The organism is Tabrizicola flagellatus, assembly GCF_046295235.1.
Lineage (GTDB): Bacteria > Pseudomonadota > Alphaproteobacteria > Rhodobacterales > Rhodobacteraceae > Tabrizicola > Tabrizicola flagellata_A.
Genome location: NZ_JBKBLV010000008.1, coordinates 16,458 through 34,340, shown reverse-complemented (window position 1 = coordinate 34,340; position 17,883 = coordinate 16,458). Strand labels below are relative to the sequence as shown.

General features: G+C 68.7%; 16 protein-coding genes. 10 read left to right on the top strand and 6 right to left on the bottom strand.

Annotated features, from left to right (window positions below):
- Positions 1–50: 50 nt before the first annotated feature.
- A complete protein-coding gene (locus ACK4IU_RS04795; RefSeq protein WP_409732194.1) occupies positions 51–1,322 on the bottom strand; it encodes a ferredoxin:protochlorophyllide reductase (ATP-dependent) subunit N in 1,272 nt (423 codons plus the stop codon).
- The gene (gene bchF, locus ACK4IU_RS04790) at positions 1,319–1,816 is read right to left on the bottom strand and encodes a 2-vinyl bacteriochlorophyllide hydratase (protein WP_409732192.1); all 498 of its coding nucleotides are present in this window, start codon (positions 1,814–1,816) and stop codon (positions 1,319–1,321) included. The genes ACK4IU_RS04795 and bchF overlap by 4 nt, the downstream gene beginning before the upstream one ends.
- Before the next feature lie 325 nt (positions 1,817–2,141).
- Here bchF and ACK4IU_RS04785 point away from each other — a divergent pair, with 325 nt between their 5' ends.
- The 8 genes from ACK4IU_RS04785 (at position 2,142) to idi (ending at position 10,742) form a co-directional block, all read left to right on the top strand.
- Positions 2,142–2,978, top strand: a complete 837-nt coding sequence (locus ACK4IU_RS04785; protein ID WP_409732190.1) for a hypothetical protein — start codon at positions 2,142–2,144, stop codon at positions 2,976–2,978.
- On the top strand, positions 2,962–4,368 hold the full coding sequence (gene ppsR, locus ACK4IU_RS04780; protein WP_409732188.1) for a transcriptional regulator PpsR: 1,407 nt from the start codon (positions 2,962–2,964) through the stop codon (positions 4,366–4,368). The genes ACK4IU_RS04785 and ppsR overlap by 17 nt, the downstream gene beginning before the upstream one ends.
- An 87-nt stretch (positions 4,369–4,455) precedes the next feature.
- The gene (gene bchE, locus ACK4IU_RS04775; RefSeq protein ID WP_409732186.1) at positions 4,456–6,123 is read left to right on the top strand and encodes a magnesium-protoporphyrin IX monomethyl ester anaerobic oxidative cyclase; all 1,668 of its coding nucleotides are present in this window, start codon (positions 4,456–4,458) and stop codon (positions 6,121–6,123) included.
- Entirely contained in the window at positions 6,123–6,698 is a 576-nt protein-coding gene (bchJ, locus tag ACK4IU_RS04770; protein ID WP_409732184.1) for a bacteriochlorophyll 4-vinyl reductase, read from the top strand. The genes bchE and bchJ overlap by 1 nt, the downstream gene beginning before the upstream one ends.
- Positions 6,699–6,818: 120 nt before the next feature.
- Complete coding sequence (chlG, locus tag ACK4IU_RS04765) at positions 6,819–7,718, top strand: chlorophyll synthase ChlG (protein ID WP_409732182.1); 900 nt, start codon at positions 6,819–6,821, stop codon at positions 7,716–7,718.
- Positions 7,715–9,001, top strand: a complete 1,287-nt coding sequence (locus tag ACK4IU_RS04760; RefSeq protein ID WP_409732180.1) for a BCD family MFS transporter — start codon at positions 7,715–7,717, stop codon at positions 8,999–9,001. The genes chlG and ACK4IU_RS04760 overlap by 4 nt, the downstream gene beginning before the upstream one ends.
- Positions 9,002–9,003: 2 nt before the next feature.
- Positions 9,004–10,182, top strand: a complete 1,179-nt coding sequence (locus tag ACK4IU_RS04755) for a geranylgeranyl diphosphate reductase (RefSeq protein ID WP_409732178.1) — start codon at positions 9,004–9,006, stop codon at positions 10,180–10,182.
- Positions 10,182–10,742, top strand: a complete 561-nt coding sequence (idi, locus tag ACK4IU_RS04750) for an isopentenyl-diphosphate delta-isomerase (protein WP_409732349.1) — start codon at positions 10,182–10,184, stop codon at positions 10,740–10,742. Before ACK4IU_RS04755 ends, idi begins: the two co-directional genes overlap by 1 nt.
- Positions 10,743–10,797: 55 nt before the next feature.
- Here the strand turns inward: idi and bchO are convergent, their stop codons facing one another.
- The 4 genes from bchO to crtA are packed head-to-tail and all read right to left on the bottom strand — an operon-like array spanning position 10,798 to position 15,107.
- Entirely contained in the window at positions 10,798–11,685 is an 888-nt protein-coding gene (gene bchO / locus ACK4IU_RS04745; protein WP_409732176.1) for an alpha/beta fold hydrolase BchO, read from the bottom strand.
- A gap of 1 nt (position 11,686) precedes the next feature.
- Positions 11,687–13,339, bottom strand: a complete 1,653-nt coding sequence (locus tag ACK4IU_RS04740) for a magnesium chelatase subunit D (protein ID WP_409732174.1) — start codon at positions 13,337–13,339, stop codon at positions 11,687–11,689.
- Positions 13,339–14,388 (bottom strand): magnesium chelatase ATPase subunit I, encoded by a 1,050-nt coding sequence (gene bchI, locus ACK4IU_RS04735; RefSeq protein WP_409732172.1) that lies wholly within the window; start codon positions 14,386–14,388, stop codon positions 13,339–13,341. Before bchI ends, ACK4IU_RS04740 begins: the two co-directional genes overlap by 1 nt.
- A complete protein-coding gene (gene crtA, locus ACK4IU_RS04730; protein WP_409732347.1) occupies positions 14,385–15,107 on the bottom strand; it encodes a spheroidene monooxygenase in 723 nt (240 codons plus the stop codon). Before crtA ends, bchI begins: the two co-directional genes overlap by 4 nt.
- 133 nt (positions 15,108–15,240) lie before the next feature.
- Between crtA and ACK4IU_RS04725 the strand changes: the two genes are divergently transcribed.
- Complete coding sequence (locus ACK4IU_RS04725; protein ID WP_409732170.1) at positions 15,241–16,821, top strand: phytoene desaturase; 1,581 nt, start codon at positions 15,241–15,243, stop codon at positions 16,819–16,821.
- Complete coding sequence (gene crtB, locus ACK4IU_RS04720) at positions 16,818–17,828, top strand: 15-cis-phytoene synthase (RefSeq protein ID WP_409732168.1); 1,011 nt, start codon at positions 16,818–16,820, stop codon at positions 17,826–17,828. Before ACK4IU_RS04725 ends, crtB begins: the two co-directional genes overlap by 4 nt.
- Positions 17,829–17,883: the final 55 nt, after the last annotated feature.

Below are 17,883 nucleotides of genomic sequence, written 5' to 3'. Positions count from 1 at the left end.
CCTCCCCCCGGTGGGGAGGGGATGGGGGTGGGGGGCGTGCCGAAGAGGGGTCATCCTGCGGCCCCCTGAAGCAGCGCGCGCCGGCGGAGGGGGCGGGAGAAGAGGCCCGCAAGGTCGCCGGCCTGTTCGTAGAAATGGACTGGCGTGAAGACCAGTTCGATCGCCCATTTCGTTGCGTGGCCGGCGGCCTCGAGCGGGTTCGCAAGACCCAGGCCGCAGACGGTGAGGTCGGGGTTGAGCGCGGCGTGGCGGTCAAGCTGGGCGTCCACGTCCTGGCCTTCGGACAGCACCGTGTTGGGCAGAAGCGCGAGTTCCGGTTCCATCAGGCCGCGGTGGAGGTAGGGGGTGCCGACCTCGACCGGGACCATCCCGCATTCACGGGCGAGAAACCGGGCGAGCGGGATTTCCAGCTGGCTGTCGGGGAACATGAACAGGGTCTTGTCGCGCAGGGTTTCCGCGTGGGCGGCGACGGCCTTGCGGGCGCGGGCACGCGGGGCGGCGGTGACGGTCTCGAAGGTTTCCAGCGTCACGCCGTGGGTCTTGGCGACGGCGCGGAGCCAGTCGGTGGTGCCTTCCTCGCCGAAGGGGAAGGGGGCGGCAATGCGCTCGGCGCCCCGGCCTTCGAGGGCGTGGGCGGTGTCGGCCAGGAAGGGCTGGGTCAGGACGAAACGGGTGTTGGGGCCGACCTTCGGCGCGCCGGAGGCGCGGCGGGAGGGCAGGAACGCCACGTTGCGGAGGCCCATGGCGGTGAGGAGCGACAGGCACTGATCCTCGACCACGTCGGGCAGGGCGCCGACGATGAGGAGGTTCGCCTCGGCGGTTTCCTCCAGCCCCGGCACCATCGCGGCAAGGCAGGCATCCTCTCCTTGCGTGAAGGTCGTCTCGATGCCCGAGCCCGAGTAGTTGTAGACCCGGACCGAGGGCCCGTGGCGGGCATTCAGCCGTTCGGCGGTGCGGGAGAGGTCAAGCTTGATGACCTCGGACGGGCAGGAGCCGACGAGGAAGAGCTGGCGGATGTCGGGGCGGCGGGAAAGGAGGCGTTCGACCTCGCGCTCAAGTTCGACATGGGCATCGGCAAGGCCGGCGAGGTCCTTCTCTTCCAGGATCGCGGTGCCGAAGCGCGGCTCGGCGAATATCATCACCCCGGCGGCCGATTGCAGGAGATGCGCGCAGGTGCGGCTGCCCACGACGAGGAAGAAGGCGTCCTGCATCTTGCGATGCAGCCAGATGATCCCGGTGAGGCCGCAGAACACCTCGCGCTGGCCGCGCTCGCGCAGGACGGGGGCGTGCAGGCAGCCGGTGGTGGGGGTGTCGAGGCTCATGCCGGCTGGCCCTCCGGTTCGGATGTGTCCAGACGGGCGCGGCGCAGCTTGAGAAGGAACTGGGTCGCGTTGACGAAATAGGTCGCATAGGCCGCGAGCGTGACCGCCATCAGCTGGTGCGGCGTCAGGAAGCCCGTAAGCAGGCCGTACAGATAGAGGCTGTGCAGCCCGATGACGGCGAAGCTGACCACATCCTCCCAGAAGAAGGCCGGGGCAAAGAGGTACTGGCCGAAGACCACCTTCTCCCAGATCGCGCCGGTGACCATGATCGTGTAGAGGAGCGCGGTCTTGGCGAGGATCGAGACGGTCGCGGCGGCGTAGCCTTCGCCCGTCGCGAGATAGCGCAGGACGAGGCCCAGCGATACGGCGCAGACCAGGAACTGCACCGGTGCAAGCACGCCCTGGACCAGGGTCCAGACGGTCGCATCGCGCCGGGCACGCTGGCTGGGTGTGTACAGCGGGCGGGGGCGCGGGGCAGAGGCAGTCGCGGACATCCTAACGCCTCAAGTTCATCAACATTGACATCCAACCTAGTCAGGCGGCATTGTCTGTCAATGTAAATTTACACTCTTTCGCGAGCCAGAAGCATGCGCGACCAGCCAGATCGGAAAGGCTTCGGCCGGAAAGGTTGCCAGAAAAATTAAAATAAAACAGTGTCTTGACTGGAATCTGGTCGGTTAGGGGATGGCGGGTGTCAATTTATGTGGACATGTGATGCGGATTGGAGTGTCATGGGATACGCGAGTCGCAGGCTTCTCATTGCCGGAAGGCAATGCTAACGTGGCCGGGCATCAGCGCCACCGCACGGAAGGGTTGCCGATGCGAGACAACGGAATTGCCGAGGTCGACTGTGGTCATGATACCTTTGCCGGCCTTGCGCGGGAGGCGCTGAACCGTTTGGTCTCTGTGCGCGGCTCTCAGGACGTTCAGGTCAGACGCGAGCATCTGGATCTGTTCATGCAGCTTCTCGCCGGCGAAGGGGCCTTCGATGCGGCGCAGGCTCTGGACGCCATGGTCCAGTTGCGCGTCGAGCCGTCCGCCGTCGCCTGCGGTTATGTGCCCGAGGCGGCGCGGCTTCTTGGCGAGCAGTGGCAGGCAGACCGGGTCAGCTTCGTCGATGTCACCATCCGGACCGAGCGGCTGCATGACCTTGTGCGGCGGATTGACGAGGTTCTGGATGTGGCAAGCCCGGTCTCCGGACCCGCCGCGCTGGTACTCGTGGCCGAGGCCGAGCAGCACACGCTGGGTGCCTATGTCCTGGCGCTGCAACTGCGCTCGGCGGGGTTCGGCGTCGTGGTCCGGGTGGCGCCGGTTCCGGCGGACCTGACCCAGCTTTTGTCGGCCAACTGCTTCCAGCTGGCGCTGGTGTCGATGGGCTGCACCGCTGCGCTTGAGTCGGGGATCGCGCTGGTGCGGACGCTGCGACTGCTGTCGCGCGGAGAGATGTGCATTTTCGTGGGAGGTTCGATCCCGGTTCCGGATGACGGCTTGTTGCGCGACACGGGTGCCGACCGCGTTCTGCGCGACGTTTCTGCCCTGCTTGCGGAATTTGATGTCTGCAAGGAGGACCTGATGCTTGATCGGGGGGGCCGCAAGGCCCTAAAGCTGCGCCGACCATCTTCCGGGAAAGGGGACGGAGTTGAAGCGTCACGGTGACATTGGTTCGGGCGATGCGGCCCTGTCCGGCGAGGTCCAGGCCGTCCTGGACCTGGTCGGGGCTGCGTCCGACCTGACGATCGTCGTCGGACGCGACCGCAAGGTCGAGTATGTCGCCGCCAATCCGCAGGCTGGGCTGGCCGGGCTTGCGACGGACTGGGTCGGTCGCCCGTTGCAATCGCTTTTCTCCGAGGAAAGCTGGGCCAAGCTCGGCCCGCGGCTGGATCAGCCCGACGAGGGTCCGGCGATGGAGCTGAACCATGCCGGGCAGGTGCAGTACGAGTTTCCGGTACGCTATGTCCTGCGCGGCTGGCAGGACCGTATCCTGATGATGGGCCGCGACCTGCGCCCGCTGGCCGAGGTGCAGCAGCAACTGGTGCTGGCCCACCGCGCGATCGGGCGCGACCACGAGGCGCAGCGCGAACTGGAAACGCGGTATCGGGTGCTGATGGAGGAGAATTCCTTCCCGCTTCTGATCGTGTCCGAGACCACGGGGCGAATCGTCGATCTGAACAGTTCGGCCGCGCGGCTTCTGGGGGCGGCGCGGAACGATCTTCTGAATTCTCCCGTCGCGCAGGAGTTCGACGGCCGCAGGCGCGGCGAACTGATCGAGTCCCTGTCGCGCAACGCGACCAGCGACGCGAACAGCTATCTGGATCTGACCGTCCGCCGCACCGCGCAGCGGGTGAAGATCAACGCCAAGCTGTTCCGGGCCGCGCGCGACCGGCTGCTGCTGTGCCGGATCGGCCTGTCGGAAAGCGCGCAGTCGCAGGAAGGCGACCGCAGCCTGATGTTGCAGAACCTGTTCGAGAAGGGCACCGATGCCATCGTGTTCCTGGATGGCAACGGGATGATCAAGGCCGCGAACGAGGCCTTCCTGAACCTGACGGACAGCCACAGCCAGTCGGTGGTGATCGACCGGGCCTTCTCCGATTTCCTGTCGCGCGGCGCGGTGGACCTGAAGGTGCTTCTGGACAACGTCAGGCGGCTGGGCCACCTGCGGCACTATCGTACCCGGCTGAACACGGATTACATGGGCGAGGTGTCGGTCGAACTGTCGGCCACGCTGTTCCAGGATCGCGGCAAGCAGATCATCGCCATCGTGGCCCGGGATTCGGTCGTGAAGGACAGCATCGTCTGGCCCTCGGCCCCCGGCGCCGAGAACGAGGGCCTGCGCAACGTGATGCGGCTGGTCGGTTATTCCACGCTGAAGGAGATCGTGGACGAGACGACCGAGATCATCGAGAAGATGTGCATCGAGGCGGCGCTGGAAATGTCCGGCAACAACCGCGCGGCGGCGGCCGAGCTTCTGAGCCTGTCGCGCCAGTCGCTCTATGTGAAGCTGCGCAAGTTCGGCATCCTGAACAAGGAAACCGGCGACCAGGCTTGATCTGGGTCAAGTCGCGCTGACGGAAATCTGTCAATCTGGATTGACACCGCTGCTCCCGGCGGGTGCCTTGGCATAGAAGGGGCCGCCATGCGTATCGTCTTCATCCATCCGAACTATCACTCCGGCGGCGCCGAGATCGCGGGGAACTGGCCGCCGGCCTGGGTCGCCTATCTGGCGGGCAGCCTGAAGCGGTCGGGGTTTCAGGACATCCATTTCCTCGACGCGATGACCTATCACCTGGGGCCGGAGGTGCTGCGCGCGAAGCTGGCCGAATTGCAGCCGGACATCGTGGGAGTGACCTCGATCACACCCTCGATCTATGAGGCGGAGGAAGTCTTGCGCATCGCGCAGGAGGTGGTGCCGGGCGCCTTGCGGGTGCTGGGCGGCGTGCACGCGACCTTCATGTTCCGGCAGGTCCTGTCCGAGGCGCCCTGGGTGGACGTGATCGTCCGGGGCGAGGGCGAAGAGATCATGGTGGCGCTGGCTGAGGCGGTGCGGGATGGCCGCTGGCCAACGGACAAGCGCAAGATCAAGGGTTTGGCGTTCATAGACGGTGAAGAGATCGTGGCGACGCAAGCCGCCTCCACCGTCAAGGACCTGGACGGGATTGATCCCGACTGGTCGATCCTGGACTGGGACAGCTACATCTACATCCCCCTGGGCGTGAAGGTCGCGATCCCGAACATGGCGCGGGGGTGCCCGTTCACCTGTTCGTTCTGTTCGCAATGGAAGTTCTGGCGCGACTATCGGGTTCGGGACCCGAAGAAGGTCGCCGACGAGATCGAGCGGCTGGTGACGGATCATGGCGTGGGCTTCTTCATCCTGGCCGACGAGGAGCCGACCATCAACAAGAAGAAGTTCGTGGAGTTCTGCCAGGAGCTGATCGACCGGGGTCTCAACAAGCGGGTGAAATGGGGGATCAACACGCGGGTGACGGACATCTACCGCGACCGGGATCTCTTGAAGTTCTACCGCGAGGCCGGGCTGGTGCATGTGTCCTTGGGGACCGAGGCCGCGGCGCAGTTGAAGCTGGACCTGTTCAACAAGGAGACCAAGGTCGAGGAGAACAAGGAAGCGATCCGGCTTCTGCGCGAGGCGGACATCTTCACCGAGGCGCAGTTCATCGTCGGCCTCGACAACGAGACGCCGGAGACGCTGGAAGAGACCTACCGGATGGCCTGGGACTGGCAGCCGGACCTGGCGAACTGGTCGATGTATACGCCCTGGCCGTTCACTCCGCTGTTCCAGGAAATCCGCGATCAGGTCGAGGTGTTCGACTTCTCGAAATACAATTTCGTCACGCCGATCATGAAGCCCGCCGCGATGACCCGCGGGGCGCTGTTGGAGGGGGTGCTGAAAAACTATCGCCGCTTCTACATGAAGAAGGCGCTGTTCCATTACCCCTGGCGGGGGACGGGGTTCCGGCGGCGGTATCTCCTCGGCTGCCTGAAGGCGTTCCTGAAGGCCGGGGTGCAGCGCAGCTTCTATGACCTTGGCAAGCATGGCTATTTCAAGCCGGTGAAGCGGGACAACCTGGAGTTTGGGTTCGATACCTCGCGCACCATCGCCGAGGCGCAGATGGCGGATTGGGAGGCCTCGGCCGACAAGGCCGCGAAGGCGGCCGAGCGGCGGGCGGCGGTGAAGGCGCAGATGAGGGCCCGTTCGGACGACCGTGCGGCGGAGCGCGCGGTGCCGGACCTTGGGCCGATGGCTTGCGGTGGCGGGCGCGAGCAGATGCAGGAGCCGGCGGAGTAATGGACCCCGGCCGGATCGGCCCCAACGCGATCCTGCAACTGGTGGACGTGCTGGAGCGGCGGGGGGAGGGGGCGCTTCTGTCCGCCGTGCTGGCCGAGGCGCGGGTTCCCCGTCCCCCGCGCGGGGCCGGGATGCTGCCCGAGGCCGACTGCGCGGCGGTGCATCAGGCGCTGCGGCGACTGTCTGCCTGCGCCGGGCAGTTGCTGGAGGAGGCGGGCTCGGCGACGGGGGATTACATCCTGGCCCACCGGATTCCGAAGCTGGCGCAGCGCGCCTTGCGGCTGATGCCGGGCGCCCTGGCCGCGGCGGTCCTGACGCAGGCGATCGCGCGGCATGCCTGGACCTTCGCGGGGACCGGGGTCTTCCGGGTTGAGGCGGCCCGGCCCCTGGTGCTGTCGGTCGCGCGCAATCCGCTGGTGGCGGGCTGGCGGGCGGAGAGCCCCCAGTGCATCTGGCATGTCGCGGTGTTCCGCAGGCTGTACGGGCGGCTCGTCTGGCCGGGCGTCGAGGTGCGCGAGACCGCCTGTTGCGCCTGCGGCGATCCGGCCTGCCGGTTCGAGTTGTCCCCACGCTAGCCCCCCCACCCCCATCCCCTCCCCACCGGGGGGGAGGGGAGGCGCGATGCGCGGCGGTGCGGCACGGGGCGCGGCAATGTAATCCTTGCCAGACTCGAACGTGTCAGGTTTAATTGACACATGAGCGACGCACTCATCCACCCCCCGCACAGCTGGCCCGAGCCGCGCGCGATGCTGCGGCTGATAAAGCCGATCACCTGGTTCCCGCCGATCTGGGCCTTTCTCTGTGGCGCGGTCTCCTCGGGCGTGCCCCTGGGTGCGAACTGGACCACCGTCCTCTTAGGCATGGTGCTGGCCGGCCCCATCGTCTGCGGGATGAGCCAGGCCGCGAACGACTGGTGCGACCGGCATGTGGACGCGATCAACGAACCCGACCGGCCGATCCCCTCGGGGCGGATCCCCGGGCGCTGGGGGGTGTGGATCGCGCTGGCGATGACGGTCCTGTCGCTGGCGGTGGGTTGGCTTCTGGGGCCCTGGGGCTTTGGCGCGACCGTGGTGGGGGTCATCGCGGCCTGGGCCTATTCAGCGGAGCCGGTGCGGCTGAAGCGGTCGGGCTGGTGGGGGCCGGGGCTGGTGGGGCTGAGCTACGAGGGCCTGCCCTGGTTCACCGGGGCGGCGGTGCTGCTGGGTACGGCGCCCAGGTTCGAGAACGTGATGATCGCGGGGCTTTACGCATTTGGCGCGCATGGCATCATGACGCTGAACGATTTCAAGGCTCTGGAGGGCGACCGGCAGCATGGGGTGCGCTCTCTGCCCGTGGTGCTGGGGGCGGAGGTCGCGGCGAAGATCGCCTGCACGGTGATGGGCATGGCGCAGGTGCTAGTGGTGGCGCTGCTGGCGATCTGGGGCAAGCCCTGGCATGCGCTGGCGGTGCTGGCGGTGCTGGCCGCACAGGTGGCCGCGATGCGGGTGCTGTTCCGCGATCCGAAGGGCAAGGCGCCCTGGTACAACGGGACGGGCGTGGTGCTCTATGTCACCGGCATGATGATTTCTGCCTTTGCGATCCGGGGGTTGGCATGACCTTGTCCTGGGTTCAGATCGTAAGGCTCGGGCTGGTGCAGCTGTGCATCGGCGCGGTGGTGGTGCTGACGACCTCGACGCTGAACCGGCTGATGGTCGTGGAACTCGCCCTGCCGGCGATGCTGTCGGGGGCGCTGGTGGCGCTGCATTCCTTCGTGCAGATCACTCGGCCGAGCTGGGGCTTCCTGTCGGACGCGCAGGGCAACCGGACGCGGTTCATCATCGGCGGGATGGCGGTGCTGTCGGCGGGGGCGGCGCTGGCATCCTGGCTGGTGGCGCTGGGCATTGCCGGGCATGGGGTCGGGCTGGTCCTGTCCGTGCTGGCCTATCTTCTGATCGGGATGGGGGCGGGGGCCTCGGGGACCTCGCTGCTTGCGCTGCTGGCAAGCGGTTGCGCCCCCGGCCGGAGGGCGGCGGCAGCGACGATCACCTGGCTGATGATGATCTTCGGGATCGCGGTGACATCCGGGGTCATTGGTGCGCTGCTGGACCCGTATTCTCCGTCCCGGCTGATGGCGATTGTCGCGGTGGTGACGGTGGGGGCGGTGGTGCTGACCTCGCTGGCCATCTGGGGGATCGAGCGGCGGGTGATTCCGGCGCGGATGCCGGATGAGACGCCCTTGCGGCAGGGTTTGGCCGAGGTCTGGGCGGAGAAGCGGACGCGGGTCTTTACCCTGTTCATCTTCCTGTCGATGACGGCCTTCTTCCTGCAGGAGCTGATCCTCGAGCCCTATGCGGGGTTGGTTTTTGCCTATTCGCCGGGGGCCTCGACCAGCCTGTCCGGCGCGCAGCATGGCGGCATGTTCGTGGGCATGCTGGCGGTCGGGATCGCCGTTTCGGGGCTGAAGATCGGGTCGCTCAGGGCTTGGGTCGTGGGCGGCTGCCTTGGGTCGGCCTTCATGCTGGCGGTGATCGTGGCCCTGGGGCAACTGCAGATCGGGCTCTTGATGCCTGCGGTGGCGGTGCTGGGCGTGTTCTCGGGCATGTTCGCCATCGCCTCGATCGGGGCGATGATGCAGCTGGCGGGTCAGGGGCGTGCGGGGCGCGAGGGCACCCGGATGGGCGTCTGGGGGGCGTCGCAGGCGATTGCTCAGGGGCTGGGTGGGTTCGCGGGCACGGCGCTGGTCGATGCGCTGCGGCTGGCGGGGTCCACCGCCAATGCCTTCGGGATCGTCTTCGCGTTGGAGGCGCTGTTGTTCCTCGCAGCCGGGCTGATGGCCTGGCGGATCATCGACGGGGGCCGCCTGCGCGCGCCCGCGCCGAACCTCGTTCCGGGAGAATAGGCATGTATGACGCATTCGTGGTGGGCGGTGGACCTTCGGGCGCGACGGCGGCCGAGGATCTGGCCCGGGCGGGCTACAAGGTGGCCCTTCTCGACCGGGACGGGCGGATCAAGCCCTGCGGCGGGGCGATCCCGCCCCGGCTGATCCGGGATTTCGACATCCCGGACCATCTGGTCGTGGCCCGGATCAGGACGGCGCGGATGATCTCGCCCACGGGGCGGGCCGTGGATATCCACATCGAGGGCGGCTATGTCGGCATGGTCGACCGCGAGGATTTCGACGAGTTCCTGCGCGACCGCGCGCGGATGGTCGGGGCAGAGCGGCTGACCGGGACCTTCCTGCGGGTTGAGCGGGATGCGGCGGGCACCCATGTCGTCTGGCGCGAGAAGGCTTCGGGGCAAGAGCAGCGGTCGCAGGCCCGCGTCGTGATCGGCGCGGACGGGGCGAAATCAGGGGTCGCGCGGGCCGAGGTGCCTGGGGGCGACAAGATCCCGTATGTCATTGCCTACCATGAGATCATCAAGGCCCCGGCGGCCAATGCCGGCTATGACCCGGTGCGGTGTGATGTCGTTTACGATGGGCAGATTTCCCCCGATTTCTACGGCTGGGTGTTCCCGCATGGCGACAAGGCCTCCGTGGGCATGGGGACCGAGGACGGGGCGGTGGACCTGAAGAAGGCCACGGCCGACCTGCGCGCGATGTCGGGGTTGTCCGACTGCGAGACGATCCGGCGCGAGGGCGCCCCGATCCCGCTGAAGCCGTTGGACCGTTGGGACAATGGCCGGGACGTTGTGCTGGCCGGGGATGCGGCGGGGGTGGTGGCTCCGTCTTCCGGTGAGGGCATCTATTACGCGATGGCGGGGGGGCGGGCGGCGGCGACGGCGGCTCAGGCCTTTTTGCGGACGGGTCGGGCCAGCGAGCTGAAGATGGCGCGGAAGATGTTCCTCAAGGAGCACGGGACCGTCTTCAAGGTCTTGCGGTCGATGCAGAATGCCTATTATCGCAGCGACGACCGGCGCGAGCGGTTCGTGAGTCTCTGCCACGACCTCGACGTGCAAAGGCTGACCTTCGAGGCCTACATGAACAAGAAGCTTGTTGCGGCGCGTCCCCTGGCCCATCTGAAGATCGGGGTGAAGAACGTGATGCACCTGATGGGAGTCGTGTCGCCAAAATGGTCGTGATGGAGCCGATCGACCTGCCGATCCCGGCCTGGGGGCCCGACGGTGCCTTGCAGCCCGTGGGCAAGCTTGCCGTGCACCGGCAGGGTCTGCGGCATCCGGCGGTGTCGGTCTTCGTGCTGCGCGGGTCTGAGATCCTGATCCAGCAGCGGGCGGCGGGGAAGTATCACACGCCCGGGCTCTGGGCGAACACCTGCTGCACGCATCCGAACTGGGGCGAGGCCGCGTCGGACTGCGCGGTGCGGCGGCTGGGGCAGGAACTGGGGATCACCGGGCTGGCGCTGCGGCATGTCGGGCAGGTGGAGTATCGCGCCGAAGTGCCGGGGGTTCGGGAGAACCTGATCGAGCATGAGGTGGTCGAGGTCTTCGTGGGCGAGGCTGGCTGGCCCCTGGACCTGGAGCTTGACCCCGACGAGGTGCAGGCGGTGCGCTGGCTGTCGCTGGACGCCTTGCGGGCCGAAATTGCCGCGAAGCCGGAGGCGTTTACGCCCTGGCTGCGGATCTATCTTGAGAAGCACGCGGCAATGATCTTCCGGGCTTCGGAAATCGCCGGTTCAGTCTGAGTTGCCCCGCCCCGGACTTGATCCGGGGCCTCCTAGGGTGACCGGAGGCCCCGGATCAAGTCCGGGGCGGGGTTGCGGTTGATCCGGCTTGCGCGAGCGTGTCCAGGATCAGGGCTGAGAGGCCGTCTTCCGTTTCTTCATGGGCCAGATGGCCGAGCTTCGGCAGCAGGTGCAGCTTTGCGCCGGGGATGCGCTTGGCCGCGTCGATGGAGACTTGCGCGGGGACGGCGCGGTCGCCTTCGTTGGCGATCAGGGTGACGTTCGTGGTCGTCTGGGGCAGGCGGTTCAGCAGGGGTTGCAGCCGCCAGTCGGCCATCATTCCAAGCGCGCCGGTGACATGGTCGGGGTCGCGGACGAGCCTCAGGTATTGCGCGCGGCCTTCGGGGTCGAGGGGCGAGCCGGTGCCGGCAAGGATGCGGTCCACCGTGCCGGGGCGGCCGAAGAAGGCGGTTATGGCGGTCGCGGCGAAGGGGAGCGTGGCAAGGCCCTTGGCGATGATCGGGAACAGGAAGGCGGCGGCGCCGTCGAATTCCCCGAGCGCGGCGTTCAGGCCGATAACCTGCGGGACGGGGCGCAGTTCGGCCATGCGCAGGCCGATGGCGGCGCCGGCGGAATGGCCGATGATGGCTTTCGGTTGGATTTTCAGGGTGTCGCACAGGGTCCATAGGTCCTGCGCCATCGCGTCGAGGCTGAGGCGTCCGCTGAAGTCTTCGGCGGAAGCACCGTGGCCGGGGAGGTCGGGGGCTATCACGCGGTAGGCCTGTGACAGCCGTGGGATCGTGCGGCGGAAGCTGTGGAGGGAGGCTCCGGTGCCGTGGAGGAGGAGAAGCGCAGGAGCATCTTTCGGGCCGGTGTCGGCGACCCAGAATCGATGGCGGCCCGCGGTGATCAGGCTCGATTGGGCCTTGAAGGGCCAGTCGGCGGGGAGCGCGGCGGGGGTCATCTCAGGCCAGCGTTGCAGCGATCGCCCGGGCGTCGGCGCGGGGGAGGGGGACGTAGCGGCTGTTCATCACGCCGGACAGTTGGGCCAGCACCGGTTGCGGGCGGTTGGCGACATCCAGCGTGACGGCGGCGATGCCGGCGGCTCGGATGGCAGTGGCGATCTGTTCGGCGTCGGCTTGCGCCTGGGCGCGGTCGGGCTGGCCGGAAAGCGCGATGTTGGCGCGGCCGTCGGTGAGAAGGGCGAGGCTGGGGGTCATGCCTTGACGTCTGGCGCGAAGGGCGGTGTCCAAGGCCGTGGCGAGGCCGGATGCGAGGGGGGTGCCGCCGCCGCCCGGCAGGCCGCGCAGCCGCGCCTTGGTGGTGGTCAGGCTGCGGGTGGGCGGCAGGATCAGTTCGGCCTGTTGTCCGCGCAGCACCACAAGGGCGACGTGGTCGCGGCGGCTGTAGGCCTGGGCGAGCATCAGTTCGACGGCCCCCTTGGCTTCGCCGAGGCGGGCCATGGCGGAGGAGCCGGAGGCGTCGACGACGAAGATCAGGACGCGGTCGGACACCTCCTTGTAGCGCTTGAGGCGCAGGTCGGAGCGGTGGACGATCAGGGCGCGGTCGTGCGGGTCGCTGCGTTTGCGCAGGACCTGCCAGGGGGCGGCCTGCCGCAGGGTGGCGACAAGGTCGATGCGGGAGCGGCCGTCAGGGCGGCCGGGGCGGGAGGGAAGCGGGCGGCCCCGGCGGTTGCCCGCCTTGGCGGCGCCGGTGCCGGAGGCGCCACGGGCCGCGCGGGTGGCGCGGTCGGACTGGAGTTTCGCCAGGATGTCGGGCGGGAGGGCGGCCTGGGCGGCCTCGATCAGGAGGTCGGCGAGGGACTGGAGGTCCTGATCTTGCGGCTGCTGGACCGGCTGGTCGGGTTGGTCTGGCGGTGGTCCGGGGGGCTGATCGGGTTGGGCTTCGGCCTCGGTGAGCGCCCGGTGGGCGAGGCCGAGTCCTGACGCTGCGATGAGGTCGTCTTCGGTGACTGTGAGGCGGGCGTCCAGCGCGGCGATGGCGCGGGCGGCGCGGCGGGTGGTGAGGAGGGCGCGGGTCGAGGCGATGCCGAGGCGGGCGGCGAGTTGGGCGAGGGCTTGGGTCAGGTCGTCGGGGAGGGTGACAAGGGGGTAGAGCGCGCGGGCCTTGGCGAGGCGTCTCCGGCCGATGGGTTTGGGGAGAATGCGGGGGCTGCGGGTGCCGTCGAGAGTGACGAAAAGGCCGAGGCGGTCGGAGAGGTTGCTGGGGAGGCCCTCGCCGTCCTCGGCGGCCTCATCGAGGGCGATCAGGGCGTGCTGGCCACGGTCGAGGGCTTGCGCGAGGCGGGCGGTGAGGGAGGGGGGCGCGGATTCCGCCATGGGTAGGATCAAGAGTGCGGGGTCGGCGAGGAGGCCCGGGCGGTGGACGGGGCGGCCTGCGGCGAGGGTGGCCGCGGGGTCTGCGCCGCCCAGAAGCGCGAGGTCGTCGATGCTGGCCGAGAGGCGGCGCTGGGGGCGGTCGAAGGGGGTTTCGCTCAGCGCGGTCGTGGCGATGTCGCGGACGGGGCCGGCGCGGGAGCGCAGCCAGAGGCCGCCAAGGCCCACCGGATCGACGGCGAGGACGCGCAGCGCGAGGGAAAGGCGCGCCCAGCTGTCCATCAGGGCAGCGTTTCGCTGACGGCGCGGGCGACGCGGTCCGATGCCCCGGCCTCGTCCAGCGGGTCGCGGCGGAGGCGGTGGCCGAGGGACATGCCGGCCACGCGGCGGAGGTGGTCGCGGGTGACGGATGGAGCGGCTTCGCTGGCCGCCAGCGCCCGGGCGGCGCGGAGGAGGGTGAGTTCCCCCCGCACGCCGTCGGAGCCAAGCGCGATGCAGAGAGCAGCGCAGTCTTCCAGCGCGGCGCGGGGCGTCTGGACCTTGGGCAGGGCGGCCCGGGCTTGCAGGATTGTCATGCGCAGCCTGGCTTCCTCGGGCCCCCAGGTGGCGGCAAAGGCGATGGGGTCGGCTTCGTAGGCCTCGCGGCGGAGCACGACCTCGACGCGGGTGGCGATGTCGCGGGGGGAGCGGACCTCGACGGAAAGGCCGAAGCGGTCGAGGAGCTGGGGCCTCAGGTCGCCTTCCTCGGGGTTGCCGCTGCCCACGAGGACGAAGCGGGCGGGGTGGCGGATCGACAGGCCGTCGCGTTCGACCACGTTCTCGCCGGACTGGGCCACGTCGAGGAGGAGATCGACGATGTGGTCTTCGAGGAGGTTGACTTCGTCGATGTAGAGATAGCCCCGGTTGGCGCGGGCGAGGAGGCCGGGCTCGAAGGCCTTGACGCCTGCGGCGATGGCGCGTTCGACATCCAGCGCGCCGGTGACGCGGTCCTCGGAGACGCCAAGGGGAAGGTCGACGACGGGCGTGGGCTTCTCGATGACCGCCGGATCAGGGATCTCGGCCCAGGCCGGGCATTGCGCGGGGTCGGGGCTGTTCACCGGGCAGGACCGGACGGCGCGGATCGGGGGCAGGAGCGCGGCAAGGCCCCGGACGGCGGTCGATTTGCCGGTGCCGCGGTCGCCGAAGACGAGAACGCCGCCGATCATCGGGTCGATGGCGGTAAGGACCATGGCAAGGCGCATGTCGTCCTGGCCGACGATGGCGGTGAAGGGGAAGGGCGGCTTGCCGGTGGCGGCTTGCGCGGGGGCCTTGTCGCGGTGCAGCGCGGTCATGCGGCGTCCTTTCTTGCGTCCCAGGCCCCGGCGAGCGGGTCGGCGCCATTCCATTTGCCTTGTGTTTCAAGGACATGGAAGCGGGCGTAGAGTTCTTCCGAGAACCAGCCGTTGTCACGGGCGGCCTTCATCGCCTCGGCGTGGGGGCCCATGTGGCGGGCGAATTCGGCCATCCGGGCGGCGTCGGGCCAGATCGAGAAGGTGACCTGGTGGAGAAGCGGAACCTCGCCAATGCCGATCTTGAACAACACGTTCCGGTCCGCGCCGATCCGGGCCGAGATGTCGGGGACGCGGCGCCAGAAGGCGGGGGCGTGCTGCGGCTTGACCGTGGCGCGGGTCAGGGCGGCGATGGGGCCCTGATGCGCCCCGCGGTCGATCGTGTCGGTCAGGGGGTTGACCCCGGCCCAGCTGCCCCGGGCCGAAAAGGGGGCAAGGAACACCGTCCAGTCCTCGGTCGCGCGGGCGCGCCAGCGGGTGATGACCTTGTGGGTGGCGATATGGTCGCGGGCGCGGGCCAGGTCGGGCCAGACCGCGAAGATCGCCCAGACGGACCAGTTGGGTTTCGGAGTGAAGCCCTCGCCCGTGCCAGAGCCGCAGAGTTTCACGAACCGCGCCCCGGTCCAGAGACCGCGCGACCGCGCAAGCGCCATCTGCCCGATCACCCAAAGCCGGCTGGCCGGGGTGGAAAAGCGGAAGACGCTGAGCGTGGCTACGGAAATGAGTCGATCCCCCGGGCGCAGGTGTCAGGACAAGATTACACTTAATGCAGCCGCAGGGAAGTCAAATCGGCCTTGTTTCCTGCGGCACAAAAGCCAAGTTGTAAATCTGAATGGACAGTATAGGCTGATCCGCATGACACAGTCCTCAAGGTCCGGGCAGGTCGAGAGCCTGCCGAACGTGAAAGCCGGTCAGGGCCGGGCGGTGGTGATCGGCGCGGGGCTTGGCGGCCTTGCCTCGGCGATGCGGCTGGGGGCGAAGGGCTGGCAGGTGACGGTGGTGGACCGGCTGGACCGGCCGGGGGGGCGCGGGTCCTCGATCACCCAGGGCGGCCACCGTTTCGACCTGGGGCCGACCATCGTGACGGTGCCGCAGACGCTGCGCGAGCTCTGGGCCACCTGCGGGCGCAACTTCGACCGGGACGTGCGGCTGGTGCCGATGGATCCGTTCTACAGGATCCTCTGGCAGGACGGGTCGACTTTCACCATGCGCCCGGGCGACGAACGGATGGAGGCCGAGGTGGCGCGGCTTTCCCCTGGCGATCTGCCGGGGTTCCGGCGGTTCCTGAAGGATGCCGAAGCGCGCTACTGGTTCGGGTTCGAGGACCTGGGTCGGCGGTCGATGCACAGGTTCTGGGACCTGGTGAAGGTGCTGCCGAAATTCGCCTGGTATCGCGCGGACCGCTCGGTCCATGCCCACGCGGCGCGCCGGGTCAGGGACGAAAGGCTGCGCTTTGCCTTGTCCTTCCATCCCCTCTTCATCGGGGGCGATCCGTTCCATGTGACCAGCATGTATGCCCTTGTCAGCCATCTGGAGCGGGCTTTCGGCGTCCACTACGCGATGGGGGGCGTGCAGGCGATTGCCGAGGCCATGGCGCAGGTCGTGAAGGACCAGGGCGGGTTTGTCGTGCAGGGGGTCGAGGCGGATGAGGTGCTGGTCGCCGGCGGCCGGGCTTCGGGGGTGCGGCTCGCCGACGGGCGGGTGCTGCCGGCCGAGGTTGTGGTGTCGAACGCCGATCCGGCGACGACCTACACCCGGCTTCTTCGCAAGCAGCCGGTCAAGCGCTGGACCGCGCCGAAACTGATGCGGTCGCGCTGGTCGATGAGCCTGTTCGTCTGGTATTTCGGGACCAAGGGGACCAAGGGGATGTGGCCCGAGGTCGGGCATCATTCCATCGTCGTGGGCCCGCGCTATCGCGAGCATATCCGCGACATCTTCCAGACCGGCAGGCTGGCCGAGGACATGAGCCTTTACGTCCATCGGCCCTCGGTCACCGACCCTTCGGTTGCGCCTGCGGGGGACGACACCTTCTATGTCCTGTCGCCGGTGCCGCATCTGGGGCACGTCAACGGGGTGGACTGGGCAAGGGAGGCCGAGCCCTACCGGCTGAAGATGCTCAAGATGCTGGAGGAAAGGTTGCTGCCGGGGCTGTCCGCCAGGGTCGCCGAAAGCCTGGTCTTCACGCCCGAGACCTTCCGCGACCGCTATCTGTCGCCGCACGGGGCGGGCTTCTCGCTGGAGCCGCGGATCCTGCAATCGGCCTGGTTCCGGCCGCACAATGTGTCGGAGGAACTGCCGGGGCTGTATCTCGCCGGGGCCGGAACGCATCCCGGCGCGGGCGTGCCGGGGGTGATCGGGACGGCCGAGGTGCTGGCGACGCTGGTGCCGGATGCCCCGGTGCGGGCGGCGGCGCCGTTGCCGATGGCGGCGGAATGATCGCGCCGGGGGACATGGCGGCCTGCCGGGCGATGATCCGCACCGGAAGCCTGTCGTTTCATGCCGCCTCGCGTCTGCTGCCAGCGCGGGTGCGGGACCCGGCGCTCGCGCTCTATGCCTTCTGCCGGGTGGCCGACGACGACGTGGACGAGGTGCAGGACAAGGCGCATGCCGTCCTTCGCCTGCGCGAGAGGCTGGACCTGATCTATGCCGGGCGGCCCGAGCCGCGCTCCTCGGACCGGGCCTTCGCGGCGGTGGTCGAGGGGTTCGACATGCCGCGCGCGCTGCCGGATGCGCTTCTGGAGGGGCTGGCCTGGGATGCGATGGGGCGGCGCTATCGCACGCTTTCGGACCTGCATGCCTACAGCGCCCGGGTCGCCTCGGCGGTGGGGGTGATGATGTGCGTCCTGATGCGGGTGCGCGACCCCGATGCGTTGGCGCGGGCGGCGGACCTGGGGCTGGCGATGCAGCTGACCAACATCGCCCGCGATGTGGGCGAGGACGCGCGGGCAGGGCGGTTGTTCCTGCCTCTAGACTGGCTGGCCGAGGCCGGGATCGATGCCGAAGGCTTCCTTGCGGACCCCCGGCCCTCGCCGGCGCTGGCGGGGGTGGTGCGGCGGCTTCTGGCGGTGGCCGAGGATCTGTACCACCGGGCGGGGGCGGGCGTTTCCGCGCTGCCGTCGGATTGCCGGCTGGGCATCGAGGCCGCGCGGCACATCTACGCGGCGATCGGGACCGAGGTCGCGCGGGCCGGCCATGACAGCATCACCCGCCGTGCGCGCACCTCGCGCGGGCAGAAGCTGGTGCTGATGAGCCGGGCGCTGGGTGCCTCGGCCCTGACGCATATCCTGCCGCAACCGGCGCAGTTGCATGCGCGGCCGGTGCCGGAGGTGGCTTTCCTGGTCGAGGCGGCGGGACAGCGCGCGGCCCGGCCGCAGCGGTCCGAGACTTTGCTGCAAATCCTGGCACAGCTTGAGGCGCGCGACCGGACGGGCGCGGCGGGCTGACGGAACCCCGGCGCGGGCGCTGGCGTTTGTCCTGAGCAACCGGTAGGGTGGTCTC